The following is a 15,392-nucleotide window of genomic DNA, read 5'->3' as shown; positions in this document are numbered from 1 at the left end:
AGTACTGGCCACTGATCAAGTACTGGCCATCTGACGTCATGCACGGATCACCATGTACGGATCGCCGCCATCCGCGTCACCGTCAGCTCCTCGATGGCGAAGCGCGGGCCCTCGCGGCCGATGCCGGAGTCCTTCACGCCGCCGTACGGGGCGACGTCACTGCGGTAGCCCGGTACGTCGTTGATGACGACACCGCCCACGTCGAGCGCGTCGATCGCTGTGAAGGCGGCGCCCAGGTCGCGGGTGAAGACCGCGGCGTGCAGCCCGTAGCGCGAGTCGTTGACCAGCGCGTACGCGGAGTCAAGGTCCGGTACCGCGCGCAGCGCGACGACCGGGCCGAAGATCTCCTCGGCCCAGGCGGGCAGCCCGCCGGGCACGTCGGCGAGCAGCGCGGGCGTGAGGCAGCGCCCGTCCCGCGTGCCGCCTGCGACCACCCGTGCGCCGGCCGCGCGGGCCTCCTCGACCCATGCCAGTACCCGGTCGGTGGCCGCCTCGTCGATGAGCGCGGAAACCCGCGTCGCCTCCTCGCGCGGGTCGCCGACCACGACCTCGGCGAGCCGTTCGGCGATCCGCTTCTCCAGCTCCTCGGCGATCTCCTCGACCGCGATCACCCGCTGGACGGCGATGCACGCCTGGCCCGAGGCGTAGTAGCCGCCGCGGAGCACGGCGTCGGCCGCCGCGTCCAGATCGGCGTCGGCGGCCACCACCAACGCGGCGTTCGAGCCCAGTTCGAGGACGACCTTGCGGGGCGCGGCGTCCCGGGCGATGCGGTGGCCGATCGCGGCGGAGCCGGTGAAGGAGACGGCGGCCACCGCGTCGTGCGTGGTGAGCGTGCGGCCGACCGCCGCGTCACCGGTGACCAGCTGGACCGCGCCGGCGGGCGCGCCGGCCGCGGCCAGCTGCTCGCGGACCAGGTGGACCAGCCAGAGCGTGGCGAGCGGGGTGGCGGGCGCGGGCTTGACGACCACGGGGCAGCCGGCCGCGAGCGCTGGCGCGATCTTGTGGGAGGCCAGCAGCATCGGGTAGTTGAAGCCCGCGATGCCCACCACGACGCCGATGGGGCGGCGGGTCCAGAAGCCGGTCATGCCGTCCCCGGAGGGCAGCAGGTCCAGCGGCACGGTCTCGCCGTGGATGTGGGCCACCTCGTCGGCCGCCGCCTCCCACGTGGAGACCGCGCGCTGCACCTCCGTACGGCAGTCCACGCGCGGCTTGCCGGTCTCCAGGACGAGCAGATCCTCCATGGGGCGCGCGACCTCGGCGAGCGCCGCCGCCACGCCCCCGAGCACCCGGCGCCGGACCCGAGTGGGCAGCCGTGCCACGTCCTTACGGAGCGCCGCCGCGTGCTCCACCGCCCGCCGCGCCAGCACCTCGTCGCCGACGGGCGCCCGCGCGACCTCGCTGCCGTCGTACGGGAAGGTGACGGCCTCCGTACGGGGCGCGGGCACCCAGCCGTCGCCGACCGGCAGCCCTTCGGGGAACAGGTCCTCCACTGCGTACAGGGTCATCGCGCCGCCCCTTCCCCGGTCGCTCCGCTCACCTCGGTTACGTCGGTCGCCCCGGTCACTCCGGTCGCTCCGGTCGCTCCGCTCAGGAAGTGGCGCGCCGCCTCGGCGTACACCCGGGTGTACTCGCCGATCTCGCGCACCTCCACGTACTCGTCCTTCTGGTGCGCGATCCACTTGCCGCCGGGTCCGTAGACGACCGTGGGCAGGCCCGCGTCCCGGGTGAGGACCGTGCCGTCGGTGGTGCCGGGCACGGCGCCGAACGGCGGTGGGCTGCCGTGCACCCGCTCGTGGGCCGCCACGATGCCGGCGACCACGGGGTGGTCCTCGGGGATCTCGATCGCCGGGCGGTCGTCGACGACGGTCAGCCCGACCGTGACGCCGGCCGTCGCCGCGGCCTCCTCGGCCTCGTGGCGGATGCGCGCGATCAGCTCGGCGTGGTCGGCGCCCGGGATGGTCCGTACGTCGACGCCTACCAGGCCGTGCGCCGGGATGACGTTGAGCTGGTCGGGGTCGCCGCCGTGCAGCACGGTCGGGGTGACGGTGACGCTGCCGGCGTGCGGGTGCGTGCCGAAGCGCACCTCGGCCCAGGTCTGGGCGCGGCCGAGCGCCTCGACGATGCGGGCGCCCGCGACGATCGGGTTCTTGCCCTCCTGCGGCATCGCGCCGTGCGCCATCACGCCGGTCAGCTCCAGCCGGAGCCGGATGCCACCGCGGGCCGAGGTGCACACCTCGTACCCCTCCGGCTCGCAGACGATCACTCCGTCGATCTCCGCGGCGAGCGGCGAGGCGGCGAACGCCTTGGCGCCGAGCATCATGCCCTCCTCGTCGCAGAGCACGCCGAGGACAATCCGCCCGGGGAACGGGCCGGCCTGCTGGAGCGCCCGTACGCCGTAAATCATGGCCGCCACGCCGGACTTCATGTCCGCGGCGCCCCGGCCCCACAGCCTGCCGTCGCGGATCTGCGCGCCGTACGGGTCGACGCTCCACGCCGCCGGGTCGCCCTCGGTGACCACGTCCGTGTGGCCCTCGAACATAAGGGTCGGGCCCTCGCCGCCCTTGCCGTCGACGACGGCGATGACGTTCGGCCGGCCCGGCGCGACCTCCACCACCTCGTGCTGCCAGCCGAACTCGGTGAACAGCGCGGCGACCAGGTCGGCGGCCGGCCGTTCGACGTCGGTGGCACCGGTGGCGTTGACCGTACGCAGCCGGATCAGGTCCTGGGTGAAGGCGACGGCCGCGGCTTCGTCGATCGCGATGCCGGTCGGCGGGTGGGTCTGGGCGGCGTGCATAGAACCTCCAAAACACCTGGCCGGGAGGCCAGTCCACTGGTCAGACCAGTTGATTTCCCGTACTCTGCTCGCACGTTCGTACGTTGGTCAAGAGCGGCAGAGGCAATCGCCGCACCAGGAGGGGGGCGAGCAGCACAATGTCCGACAGCGGTACTCCCTTCACCCCCATCCAGCCCGTGCGTGCCTACCAGCGCGTCGCCCAGCAGATAGAGGACCGCATCCTCAGCGGCGAACTGCCGCCCGGCGCCCGGCTTCCCGGCGAGCGGGACCTCGTCAGCCAGTTCGGTGTCGGCCGCTCGACCGTCCGCGAGGCCCTGCGAGTACTGCAGTCGGCGGGCCTGATCCGTTCCCGCCCCGGCGACCCGCTCGGCCCCGAGGTGCTCGGCGTCTCCGCCGACAATCTCAGCCAGGCGCTCGGCCGGCTCACCCGCTCCCACCTCTGCAGCCTCGGCGAACTGATCCAGTTCCGGATGGTCCTGGAGGCCGAGAGCAACCGGCTCGCGGCCCGGCTGCGCACCGAGGACGATCTGACCCGGATGGCCGAACTGATCGAGCGCATGCGGTCCCTGACCGGGGCCGGAGCGGGGCTGCGGGCGTTCAGCGAGGCCGACGCGCTGTTCCACCAGGCCGTCGCGGAAGCCAGCCGCAACGCCCTGCTCGGCCTCTGCGCCCGCGCCGTCCACGACGCCGTCGTGGAGATCATCGAGCACAAGATCGCGAACGCCGCGGACGCCACCGCCTGGATGGCACGCTCCGTCGACCACCACGAGCAGGTACTGGCCGCCATCCGCGCGGGCGACGCCCCGCACGCGGCCCAACTGGCCCGCCAGGCACTGCACGCCTACTACGCCGACCACGTCGAACCGGACACGCGAGCCCTCCTGACGGCCGCGCTGGAGGACTCCTGAGCAGAGGCCCGGCACGGCGGCCGCTGACGGGCGACACCTTGGCGGGCCGGACCGCCGCGGTCGAGCGGGGCCACCGGCGAAGCGGTCGGCGCCTCGCCACCGGCCTCGGGGAACATCGGTACAGCCGTTGGCGCTGAGAACAATCATGGTCGGACAGCGCACGGACTGGAGGCTCCGCCGGGGTTCTTGGACAAATCGCCGGACGGTGCCGGTGCTGGGTGGTCTGCGGCCGCTGCGCGATCCGGATGCGCCCGGCCGTTCTCGGTCAAGCTCTGGCCTGTTGTCCGTCTGAAGGTTTCCACGGCGTCATTCATCCGTTCGAGTGGCCAGCACGGAACGCTTTCCGGGAGTGATGTTGGCGGGGTGAGCATGTGTCTGACACCTCGTTACCATCCCTTTCACAGAAGGCGGGTACAGCCATGTCTGTTGACGGAACTGCGGAGACCCCGTTCGCGCTCGGCGCCGACGACCTCACGAAGCTGGGCGCGATCCGCGAAGCGCTGCTGGACCCGTCGCCGCGCCGGATCGGCCGGGTGGACCAGTGGGGCCTGGCCGACGAGTACGAGATGTACGCGGAGACCGCCCGGTACTCGGAGGTCTCGCTCACCATGCAGGACGGGACCGTCCTGGACGCGTCGCTGAGCGTCCCGCGCGACCTCGCACCCGGACAGACCTGTCCGGCGGTCGTCCTGCCCGCCCCGCTGATCAACATCGGGCACCGGGCCTACCTCGGCATGCTCTCCCGCTGGGCGCGGGGCGGCTACGCCGTCCTGGCCTACAGCCAGCGCGGCCTCGCCGAGTCCACGGGTGAGATCCACGTCGCCGGACCGCAGGACGTCGCCGACGCCACCGAGGTCATCGACTGGCTGATCCAGCAGGGCGATGTCGACTCGGACCGGATCGGGTTCTTCGGTTCCTCCTACGGCGCCGGGACGAGCCTGCTCGCGGCCGCGCGGGACCCGCGGATCAAGGCCGTCGCGGGCACCAGCGCCTGGGCCGACCTCTTCACCTCGCTGTACGAGAACGGCACCCGCCACCTCAAGGCGTTCGAGGCGCTCGTGCAGCTCTTCGGCGAGGACCGGTGCTCGAAGGAGTTCCGCGAGGTCATCCAGAAGATCCGCGCCAACACCATCGACGACAAGGTCAGGGAGTTCGCCGCGCAACGGTCGCCCAAGAACTACCTGGACGCCTACAACGACGCCGCGACGCCCATCCTGCTGACCACCTCCTGGCACGAGACCATCTTCTCGGTGCCCGCCGTCATCGACTTCCACAACCGTCTGACCGGGCCCAAGACGCTCCTCGTCCAGGTCGGCGACCACGGCAACGCCGAGCTCCCGGGCTTGGCCGGCCTCCCCGCCAAGCCCACCGACATGGCCTACCGGTGGATGGACCACCACCTCGGCGGCAGCGCCGGCGACGGGGAAACTCCGCGGTTCGACGTCCGCTCGGAGTACATGTTCAACCCCCTCTCCGACGTCCGCCACCCCTCCTGGGGCGACTTCGCCCTGCCGAAGCGGCGGTTCCACCTCGCCGACGCACCCGCCGGGGAGAGGGACGGGCAACTTTCCGAGAGCAACCCGCAGGCAGGCTGGACCCGCTCGGTGAAGGCCACCGGCAAGGGCACCGACATCGTCGTCGCCCCCAAGCTCGTCCAGACCGGCATGGCCGAACGCATGGGCCTGCCCCACGCCTACAAGACCACCGAAATCGACCGCGGCCTGGCCGCCGTCTTCACCACCACGCAGCTGCCGCAGTCCTCACGCGTCCGCGGCGAGCTGGAACTGCGGGTGACGGTCAAGTCGCAGCAGGCGGACGCCACGATCGTCGCCTACCTGCTCGACACCGACCCGGCCACCGGCAGGGCCCACATCATCACCCACGCCCCCTGCACCGTCACCGCCGCCGAGCACACGGGCCAGGCCACGACCGTGACCATCCCCCTCCAGCCCGCCGACTACGTCGTGGCCAAGGGCCACCAGCTCCAGCTGATCATCGACACCCACGACCCCTTCTTCGCCTACGACAACACCACCCCGGCGTTCACCATCGACATCACCTCCCCGACCGGCGCCGAGTCCTACCTCGACATCCCCCTCCACCCCATCGACTGACAGTGATGATGTTCGCGGGGCCGCTGCGGGTGGATCTGATCCGCCGACGAGCGGGAGGGGGCCTTGCGCGGGCGCGTAACGGCCGACGCCGTACCACCCGGTCTCCCGCCTCACCAGCCGAACGCTCTTCGAATCTACTTTGCTACAGCAAGTAAGGGGCGGTCGCGTCCCCCGTTGACACAGGAGGTCATGATGACCACGTCCGAGAACGAGCAGATCAGCCCCGCCGCCAAGCTGGGTCTTCAGAGCGGGCAAGTGGTTCAGGAATTCGGCCACGCCGACGACGCCGACGAGGAGCTGCGCGACGCCATCGTGGCAGTCACCGGCAATGAGCTGGTCGACGAGAACTACGAAGACGTGGCTGACGTGGTGCTCCAGTGGTTCCGCGACCAGGACGGCGACCTCGCCGACCAACTGGCCAACGCCCTCGGGTCGCTCGCCGATGGCGGGTGCATCTGGCTCCTCACGCCGAAGGCCGGGCAGGAAGGGGAGGTCGAGCCCAGCGACATCGGCGAGGCTGTGCCGACCGTCGGCCTCTCCCGGACCACGTCCATCAGCGCCGGACCTCAGTGGCGTGCCACCCGCCTCGTCAGCCCCAAAGCCTCCCGCAGTCGCTGATAGCCCGCTGAGGCACACTTCCACGAAGCCAACGGTTCGGCCCTGCACTCCCAAAGCTGCCGTGAAGTGACAAGTAGCTCTCTCTGTGAAGCTGAGGGCTCCATATCGTCCCGGCAAGCGCCAGCTGACCGGCGCTCCCTCCGCCTGTGGCGCCGCCGCCGAGCCCCGATGCGGGGCACTGGCGGGGGTGCCGCGGGTGGCAGAGCGGTCTGACCCATCTCGTTGCCGAAGCTCAACAGCGGATCGCGGATCAAGGACTGAACGGTCTTCCGCAAGGTAGTAAAAAATCCGCGCTGCCGCCGCCGGCAGCCCCACCAGGTCGCCGACTTCCTCCACACGGCGCCACGCGGCCTGCGTTACAGCTCCGCCGCCGCCCGCAGGCCCTCCAGGACCGCCTCCTCGACCGTCCGGGGTGACACGCAGTCGCCGATGGATATCAGGGACCCGGGCGGCAGCTCCGGCAGGTCGGTCTCCGCCGCGGGAGCGCGCACCGGCTCGTGCCCCTGGGCGAGGACGACCGACCCGACCCCTTCCAGCAGCACCGGCTCCTCGGTGAGGGTGTGCTGGAGGTAGACCGTGTCGCTGTCCGCGCCGTACAGCCGGACGTTCGGCACCACGTCCACCTTCGCCCGCACCGCCTCGCCGAGCATCGCCCCGCGTACGTACTGCTGCAGATGCTCGCCCGCGCCGAACCCCGTGACGCACAGCGTGACCTTCCGGCCCAGCCCGGCGAGCTGGACGGCCACGCCGAGCCCGATCCAGTCGCCGCGCCAGTCCGCCACGACCACCCGGCCCCGCGGCACCTCGGCGCCCCGTATGACGTCCCAGGCGTCCAGTACGACCGGCTCGTCCACGAGCTCCAGCGCCGGCCGGCGGGGCCGGGCGCCGGTCGCGACGATCACGGCGTCCGGCCGCTCGGCACTCAGCAGCTCCGCGTCGACCCGCGAGCCGGTGACGATACGGGCCCCGGCCTGCCGCGCCTCCCGCTCCAGGTTCGTCACCGCACCGCCGAACTCCGCGCGCCCCGGCAGCCGTTCGGCCAGCAGCACCTGCCCGCCGGTTCGGCGCGCCGCCTCGTGCAGCGTGACGTCGTGCCCGCGGGCCGCCGCGACCGCCGCCGCCTTCAGCCCGGCGGGCCCGCCGCCCGCGATCAGTACCCGCTTCCGGCGCGTGATCGTCGGCAGCACCCCGAAGCGCCGCTCCCGGCCCGTCTCCGGATGCTGGATGCAGGAGATCGGAAAGCCGCGCTGGAAGTGGCCGATGCACGCCTGGTTGCAGCCGATGCAGGCCCGGATGTCGTCCGCGCGCCCGGCGCCGGCCTTCTCCGGCATCTCCGGGTCGCAGATCAGCGCCCGGGTCATGGCGCAGGCGTCGGCCTGCCCCCGCTCGATGATCCGGTCCGCCTCCTGCGGCTGGTTGATCCGCCCCGCGACCATGACCGGCACGTTCACGGCGGCGCGCACCTTGGCGGCCAGCGGCGCGGTGTATCCGGCGGGCTCGGACATCGGGGGCGCGATGTGCAGGGCGCCGGACAGCGTGGCCGAGCTGCCGGCGCACACGCTGAGGTAGTCCAGCAGCCCGTCCTCGTCCAGCCGCGTCGCCACGTCCACGACCAGCGCGGACGACAGCCCGTCGTGGCTCAGCTCGTCACCGGAGATGCGCAGCCCGACCGTGAAGTCCCGCCCCGCGGCCTCCCGCACCGCCGTGATGATCTCGCGCAGGAAGCGCAGCCGCTTCGCGTCGCTGCCGCCGTAGTCGTCGGTGCGGCAGTTGACCTGTGGGTTCAGGAACTGGGCCGGGAGATAGCCGTGGCTGGCCACGATCTCCACGCCGTCCATGCCCGCGTCCCGCAGCCGCCGCGCCGCCGCGCCGTATCCCCGTACGACCTCCTGGATCTCCGCCACCGTCATGGCCCGCGGCATGACGTGGAACCGCTCGCTCGGGGTCGCCGACGGCGCCCAGGCGACCGGCGCCGAGCCGTCCCGCGACTCCAGGATCTCCCGGCCGGGGTGAAAGATCTGACCGACGGTCCGCGCGCCGTGCCGGTGCACGGCGTCCGCGAGACGGCGGTACCCCTCGATGCAGGTGTCGTCGGTCGCCATGAGGACGTGGGTGGTGTACCGCGCCGACTCGTGCACCCCGGCGACCTGCACGACGATCAGGCCGACCCCGCCCACGGCCCGCGCCTCGTGGTACGCCACGAGGTCGTCGGTCACCTGCCCGTCCCGGACGAGCACGGTGTCATGCCCTGAGGACACGATGCGGTTCTTCAACGTCGTGGACCCGATCCGCAACGGCCGGAACAGATGCGGAAACTGCTCACCACTCACCGGAGCTCCTCCCCTCTCCCCGCACCCCGAAGACCGCGCGGCCCGTGCCGAGGAGTACCTCGGCGTACCGCTCCGGTGTCAGGCCGCCGTCCGTCGCGATGGTCATGTCGCAGCCGTCGACCACCGCCATCACCGCGCCCACGACGGCCTCCTGGGACATGACCGGCGTGAACTCGCCGCTCGCCACGCCCTCGGCGAGGATGCCGGAGACCAGGGCCCGCCACTCGTCGTGGACCCGCCGTATCCCGTCCCGCAGCTCCTCGTGGCGGGCCGCGCTCGCGCAGAACTCGGTCCAGGTCGTGCAGCGCCGTATCAGGTCCGGGTCGCCGGTCAGCTCCCGTACGAGCAGCTCGAACCGGCGCCACGGGTCCGGCTCGCCGACGGCCGTGCACCGCCACCGGCCGATCAGCTCGCTTATCGACCACTCGAAGGCGTGCCGGAAGAGCGCGTCACGGGTCTCGAAGTGATGCTGTATCGACCCTATGGAGACCTGCGCGGAGTTGGCCACGTCGCGCAGCCGCGCGGCGTCGAAGCCGTGCTCCGCGAGGGCGAGGGCCGCCGCGCGCAGTATCCGCTCGCGCTGGACGTCCGCCCCGGCCGGCACCGCTCCCGTCCGCTCCGGCACCCCGCGCTCGGCCACCATGCCGCCCACCCCTTCACCGTTTTCCGTCCGGCCTCTTGCCTTCCAATAATACCCAATTATTGTGACGGCGAACACATTTTTGGCACGCCTGAACAACGGACGTGCGTCCGGCCGAAGTTCCTCAAGAGACGGGCGGCAGAGCATGGACAACCTGCGCAAGTCCCTCACCTGGCGCGACGGGTTCGCGATCGCCCTGGTGATCCCCAACGGCCTGCTGCTGACGGTCGGTTACGGCATCGGCGCGATCGGCGCCTGGACCGCGATCGCGCTCTGGGTCGGCGGCGCGCTGATCGGCCTGCTGCAGAACATGCTGTTCGCCGAGACCGCCGCGATGTTCCCCGGCAAGTCCGGCGGCGTCAGCCGGTACGCCTCGGAGGGCTGGAAGCGGTACTTCGCGCCGCTCGGCGCCGTCGCCGCGTACGGCTACTGGATCGGCTGGTCGTTCAGCATCGCGGTGAACGCGGCGGCGATCGGCGCGCTCGTCACCGCGCACTGGTTCCCCGGCACGCCCGAGGTGTCCCTCCTCCCCGGCCACGCGGTCGGCCTGGCCGAACTGATCGGTGTCGCCGCCGTCTTCGCCGCCTGGGCCTGCAACTACTTCGGCGCACGGCTCACCGCCCGCGCCTCGAAGATCACCAGCGGCATTGTGCTGTGCGGCCTCGTCGTGGTCGTCGCGGCGCCCTTCCTGAGCGGCCACACCTGGCACACGGCCAACCTGACCTGGTACCACGGCGGCAGCTGGACGACGCTGATCGTGTGGTTCTACGTCACCGCGTGGACCACGTACGGCACCGAGATCTGCGCCTCGTTCGCGCCCGAGTACAAGGACACGGTCCGCGACACCGCCAAGGCGCTGCGCGCCACCTCGCTCCTCTCCCTCGTCCTCTTCTTCGTCGTGCCGCTCGCCATGGTGGGGTCGGTCGGCGAGGATGCCATCCGGAAGGACCCGGTTGGCGCGTTCGCGATCGCCTTCGAGCAGGCGCTCGGCGGCTTCTCCTCGCTCGGCGTCCTCATCCTCGTCTCCTCGATGTTCCTCGGGATGGTGTCCACCACGGCGGACGGCGGCCGGGCGCTGTACGGGCTGGCCCGCGAGAGGATGACCGTCCGGCAGCTCGACCACCTGAACCGCTGGGGCGTACCGGGCCGCGCGCTCACCCTCGACGCCGTACTGAACAGCGCGATCCTGCTGCTCCTCGGGGAGCCGCTGAGCATCCTGATCGCCAGCAACTTCGGCTACCTGGTAGCGATCGTGCTGGCGGTCTCCGCCTTCCTGCTGCTGCGCAAGGACCGACCGGACTGGCCCCGCCCGATCCGCCGCGGCCGTATCTGGATACCGATCGCCTGGGCGGTGCTGGTCATCGATGTCGTGGTGGTCGCGGTGGGTGTCACGCATCCCTCGCTGGCCGCGCAGGGTGGCCCGAAGGACACGCTCATCGCGGTCGGCATCCTGCTGCTGTCCGTCGTGCTGTACGTGTACCGCCGCGTCGTCCAGGACAAGCAGCGCATCGCCTGGCGCATCGAGACGCCGGCCCTCCCGGAGCACGAGCCGCCGTCCGGGGACGGCGACGGCAGCCCGGCCGGAATCCACGCCTAGCCATCCCGCCCGCACCGTGGCCAACTTGCGCCTCTTTACGGCGCGTTGGCCACCCCCGTACGCTCCGGCCACCGTACGTACGCGCGAGGAGGGGCGGTCGACGTGAGCGCTGGACGCAGAGGGCGGGCCGCCGGGCTGCTGGCGGCCGTCGGGCTGCTGTGCGCGGCCGTACTGGTGCCGGTGCCGGCGGCCGGCGCGGCACCGCGGGAGAGGTCCGTCACGGCGACCGCCGAGGTACTGCCGATCCAGCGCACCGGGCCCGCGGAGAAGCGTTTCAACCTGGTCTTCCTCGGCGACGGTTACACCGCGGACGAGATGCCGGAGTTCCGGGCCGACGTCGCGAAGCACCTCAATGTGCTGTGGAGCACCGAGCCGTTCGCCTCGTACCGCTCGTACATCAATGTCTGGGCGGTGCAGACGCCGTCCGCCGAGTCCGGCGTCGACTGCGATCCGGGGCTGACCGCGCCGCGCCGTGACACCGCGCTGGACATGGGCTTCTGGGGCGGCTGCGACGCGCAGAGCGTGCAGCGGCTGATCACGATGGACGACGCCAAGGCCAAGGCGGTCAGCGATCTGGTGACCGGCACGTCGGCGGCCAACCGGCAGATCGTCGGGCTGGCGCACAGCGACACCTACGGCGGCGCGGGCGGCACGTACGCCACCGCGTCCGGCGGCAACTCGCTCTCCTCGCTGATCACCCCGCACGAGATCGGCCACTCGCTGGGGAAGCTGCAGGACGAGTACGACTACTACCAGCGCGGCGTCCCCGGCGGCCGGTATACGGAGGGCGAGCCCGCGTCGGCCCACCACACCGTGCTCACCGAACGGCAGATGCGGGAGCAGCGCAAGAAGTGGTGGCGCTGGCTGGGCGAGGAGAGCGAGTCCGGCGGCCGCATCGGGCGCCACGAAGGCGGGATGTACAGCACGAAGGGCGTCTGGCGGCCCAGCGCGCACTCGATGATGAAGACCCTCGGCTACCCCTTCGACCAGGTGGAGCGCGAGGTCATGACGCGGGCCATCGCCTCGAAGGTGAACCTGGTGCAGGGCCACACGCCGAACGACGCCCCCGTAGGCGCCGACCGCACCGTATGGGTCGACACGCTGCACCCCACGGGTGGCGAACTCCGCGTCACCTGGAGGGTGGACGGCAGGCCGCTCCCCGGGGCGGCCGGACTGCGCAGCCTGGACCTGCGCCGCTACGCACTCCCCGGTACGCGGCCGCGCCGCCTCACGGCCACCGTCACCGACCCGACCCCGTTCGTCCGCGACCCGGCCGTCCGCGGCTCGGCCGCGCTGACGCGGACGGTCGGCTGGACCGTGGACCCGTCCGTGACCACCGAGCCGGCGTCCGTCGCCGAAGAGTTCACCGGGCACACCGCCACCGACGCCCCCGTAGGCGCGTCGTCCGTCCTTTACGCCGACACCACCCACCCCGTACGGGGCGTGGCGCGGGTCTCCTGGGCGGTGGACGGCCGCCCGGTCGCCAACCGGGGCAACGACCGCGACCTCGATCTGCGCACGCTGCGTCTCCGCCCGGGGAGCCACACCGTCTCGGCCCGCATCAGCGGCACCCGTCCCTCGCCCGCCACCCGCCTGACCTGGGCCGTCGACGCCACTCCGGCCACCGTCGCGTACGCCCTCTCCGAGCCGCTGCGGACCGTGCGCCGCTCCGGCGAGCCCGTGGAGTACGTGTACGACGGGCCGTTCACGATGAAACTCACGGGAAGGGATGACCGCGACGGCTATGTGGTGACGCAGTTCCGGGTCGACGGGGACGGCTGGTTCACGTACTTCGGGTGGCCCACGGACGCGGACGCGCCGTTCCGCTTCTCCCCCGAGGGCACGGTGATCGACGACCTCGTGTACGGGAAGCTCGGCACGCCCCGTGCCGTCCCCTGGGACGACGCCACGCCGGACTACGGCACGCACACCGTCGAGTACCGGGCGCTGGACGCGGCCGGGAACGTCGGGCCGGCGCAGCGCTTCCGGGTCACGCTGCTGCCGCCCCGATAGGGCGCGCCGCACCTTCGTGGCGGGCGCTCCACCGGGCGAGTTGGGCAGTTCGCCCGCAAGATCAATATGATCCGGCGATGATCATAAGACGGCGACTGGCGGCCGCGGTGTGCGGCCTGCTGGTCACTTTGACGGGCGGGCTCGCACCGGCGACCGCCTCGGCCGGGGAACCGGCCACCGGACACACCGCCAAGGACGCCCCCAAGGTCGACCTCGTACTCGACGTCAGCGGCTCGATGCGGGCTCGCGACATCGACGGGCAGTCCCGGATGTCCGCGGCCAAGCAGGCGTTCAACGAGGTACTGGACGCGGTGCCCCAGGAGGTCCAGCTTGGCATCCGTACGCTCGGTGCCGAGTACCGCGGCGACGACCGCAAGGTGGGCTGCAAGGACACCCGCGCGCTGTACCCGGTGAGCCCGGTGGACCGCACCGAGGCCAAGACCGCGGTGGCGACGCTGACGCCGACCGGCTGGACCCCGATCGGCCCGGCCCTGCTCAAGGCAGCGGACGACCTGGAGGGCGGCGACGGGGCCCGCCGCATCGTGCTGATCAGCGACGGCGAGGACACCTGCCAGCCGCTCGATCCGTGCGAGGTGGCGCGCGAGATCGCGGCCAAGGGCATCCACCTCACCGTCGACACGCTCGGCCTGGTGCCGGACGCCAAGACGCGTACCCAGCTGAGCTGCATCGCCGAGGCCACCGGCGGCACGTACACCTCGGTGCAGCACAAGGACGAGCTCTCCGGCCGGGTCAAGCAGTTGGTGCACCGGACGGTCGAGCCGGCCGTCACTCCGGTGCCGGCGAAGGGCGCCGACAGCTGCGAGGGGGCACCGCAGCTGAAGGCCGGGCTCTACACCGACCGGGAGTCCTTCGGCGAGCACCGCTTCTACCGGGTGGACGTGCGGCCCGGTCAGGAGCTGCGCGCCTCGGTGAGCATCGCCGCCGACCGCGCCGTCAACGACGACTACGGGGTGCAGCTGCGCGCCTCGACACTGCGCGGCCGGGAGATCGTGCGCGGTGAGGCCACGGGTGACGGCCGTACGGACGTCCTCTCGACCGGCCTGCGCTACCCGAAGGCCGACGACGGCGAGGCGGCGGAGGACGCGGACGGCGAGCCGGTCCCCGAGACCGTCTGTCTGCGTGTCAGCAACGCCTTCTCCGCGCCCGCTTCGGTGAAGGCCGAGCCGGGGCTGCCCGTCGAGCTGTCCGTGGACGTGGTGGACGGTCCGTCCACGGCGTCCGACGCCGCGTTCCTCGGACTGGGCCACGGCTGGTGGTTCCTCATCGCACTCACCCTCATCGGCCTGGTCGCCGGGGTGCTGTGGGGCTGGATCTCGCGCTGGCGCGTCACCGTCTGGAGGACCAACTGATGTCTGCCGCAGCTTCCGTACGGCGGCGCTGGTCCGCCGCTCTGCTCGCCGGTGCGGCGCTCCTCGGCACGGCCGGGGCGGCCCAGCTCGCCCTTGCCGGGCCCGCGATGGCCGCGCCCGCCTCATCCGCCTCTCCCGTCTCACTCGCCTCACCCGCCGATGACCCGGCCCCGACCCCCTCCGCGTCCGCCTCCGAGACCGCCGACCCCGAGGACGCCCCCGCGCCCACCGAGGCCGGTACCTCCTTCCGTACCGCCACGGTCATCCGGCCGGGCCAGCAGGCCACCGCCCAGGCATCCACCGGTGACTACCTCTACTGGCAGTTCCCGGCCGACGCGGGCCAGGGCGCCACGGTGGACGCGACCGTCGAACTGCCCGACGCCGACGCGCGGCACGGCGACTCGACCTGGCAGCTGGACGTGTACGACGGGCTGCGCCGCCGGCAGGCGTGCCGGTACGGCACGCAGACCAGGACGGCCGCCGCCGACGCCACGACGGTCAAGCTCTCCTGCGCGCTGCGGACGGTCCGCGCCGACACCGAGCCCTGGTCGAACGACCCGCTCCCCGGCGCGTACTACGTCCGCCTCACCACCCTGCACACCGCGTCCGCCGACGCCGGCCTGCCGGTCGAGGCGGCGGTGACCGCCACCACCACGGACGCGGGCAGCGCCCAGGACGTGGACGGCTCGCTCGCCGCACCCCTGGTCCAGGGGTCGGCCGCGCAGCCCGAACCGGACGGCGGCTGGTCCTCGGGCTGGTGGTCGGCCCGCTGGCTGTGGACCGCTGCCGGTGCCGCGCTCGCGGCCCTCGCCGGGATTGCGGGCTACCGCGCCACCGCCGGGCGCGGGCGACCGTCCTACGTGCCGCCGGGCGCCTGACCGTCGTACCGCATCAACGGCCCCAGGGCGCGCATCAGCAGGTCCGCGGTCGGCCCCGCGGTGTGGTGCGCGTCACGGGAACTCCTCGGGCCGGCCGGAGAGGTAGGTGGTGTGAGATGTGATGAACAGG

General features: G+C 72.2%; 11 protein-coding genes. 7 read left to right on the top strand and 4 right to left on the bottom strand.

All coding sequences use genetic code 11. The features are described 5' to 3' along the window. Positions 1-47: 47 nt before the first annotated feature. Positions 48-1,505, bottom strand: a complete 1,458-nt coding sequence (locus tag ABT381_RS11980) for an aldehyde dehydrogenase family protein (protein WP_351591589.1) — start codon at positions 1,503-1,505, stop codon at positions 48-50. Continuing rightward, positions 1,502-2,794, bottom strand: coding sequence for a M20 family metallopeptidase (locus ABT381_RS11975; RefSeq protein WP_351591586.1), 1,293 nt, complete (start codon positions 2,792-2,794; stop codon positions 1,502-1,504). Before ABT381_RS11975 ends, ABT381_RS11980 begins: the two co-directional genes overlap by 4 nt. Before the next feature lie 137 nt (positions 2,795-2,931). Here ABT381_RS11975 and ABT381_RS11970 point away from each other — a divergent pair, with 137 nt between their 5' ends. The 3 genes from ABT381_RS11970 (at position 2,932) to ABT381_RS11960 (ending at position 6,434) form a co-directional block, all read left to right on the top strand. Further along, a complete protein-coding gene (locus ABT381_RS11970) occupies positions 2,932-3,702 on the top strand; it encodes a FadR/GntR family transcriptional regulator (protein WP_351591584.1) in 771 nt (256 codons plus the stop codon). A 419-nt stretch (positions 3,703-4,121) separates the two neighbouring features. Then, a complete protein-coding gene (locus ABT381_RS11965) occupies positions 4,122-5,816 on the top strand; it encodes a CocE/NonD family hydrolase (protein ID WP_351591581.1) in 1,695 nt (564 codons plus the stop codon). Between the two features lie 189 nt (positions 5,817-6,005). Then, positions 6,006-6,434 (top strand): DUF3052 domain-containing protein, encoded by a 429-nt coding sequence (locus ABT381_RS11960; protein ID WP_351591578.1) that lies wholly within the window; start codon positions 6,006-6,008, stop codon positions 6,432-6,434. Positions 6,435-6,790: 356 nt separating this feature from the next. Here the strand turns inward: ABT381_RS11960 and ABT381_RS11955 are convergent, their stop codons facing one another. Together ABT381_RS11955 and ABT381_RS11950 are read right to left on the bottom strand one after the other, a co-directional pair. Next, complete coding sequence (locus ABT381_RS11955; protein ID WP_351591575.1) at positions 6,791-8,764, bottom strand: oxidoreductase; 1,974 nt, start codon at positions 8,762-8,764, stop codon at positions 6,791-6,793. Further along, positions 8,754-9,407, bottom strand: a complete 654-nt coding sequence (locus ABT381_RS11950; RefSeq protein ID WP_351591572.1) for a TetR/AcrR family transcriptional regulator — start codon at positions 9,405-9,407, stop codon at positions 8,754-8,756. The genes ABT381_RS11955 and ABT381_RS11950 overlap by 11 nt, the downstream gene beginning before the upstream one ends. Positions 9,408-9,549: 142 nt before the next feature. On the opposite strand from ABT381_RS11950, the gene ABT381_RS11945 reads away from it, so the two are divergent. The 4 genes from ABT381_RS11945 to ABT381_RS11930 all read left to right on the top strand — a co-directional run bounded on the left by ABT381_RS11945 (position 9,550) and on the right by ABT381_RS11930 (position 15,262). Beyond that, positions 9,550-11,001 (top strand): APC family permease, encoded by a 1,452-nt coding sequence (locus ABT381_RS11945; RefSeq protein WP_351591569.1) that lies wholly within the window; start codon positions 9,550-9,552, stop codon positions 10,999-11,001. 102 nt (positions 11,002-11,103) lie between these two features. Beyond that, on the top strand, positions 11,104-13,014 hold the full coding sequence (locus ABT381_RS11940; protein WP_351591566.1) for a M64 family metallopeptidase: 1,911 nt from the start codon (positions 11,104-11,106) through the stop codon (positions 13,012-13,014). A gap of 77 nt (positions 13,015-13,091) precedes the next feature. Next, entirely contained in the window at positions 13,092-14,384 is a 1,293-nt protein-coding gene (locus tag ABT381_RS11935; protein WP_351591563.1) for a VWA domain-containing protein, read from the top strand. After that, entirely contained in the window at positions 14,384-15,262 is an 879-nt protein-coding gene (locus ABT381_RS11930) for a hypothetical protein (RefSeq protein WP_351591560.1), read from the top strand. The genes ABT381_RS11935 and ABT381_RS11930 overlap by 1 nt, the downstream gene beginning before the upstream one ends. The last annotated feature ends 130 nt before the right edge of the window (positions 15,263-15,392 follow it).

Source organism: Streptomyces sp. NPDC000151 (assembly GCF_040301705.1).
Lineage (GTDB): Bacteria > Actinomycetota > Actinomycetes > Streptomycetales > Streptomycetaceae > Streptomyces.
The sequence above is the reverse complement of the archived record's forward strand: the minus strand, read 5'-3'. Positions and strand labels throughout refer to the sequence as shown.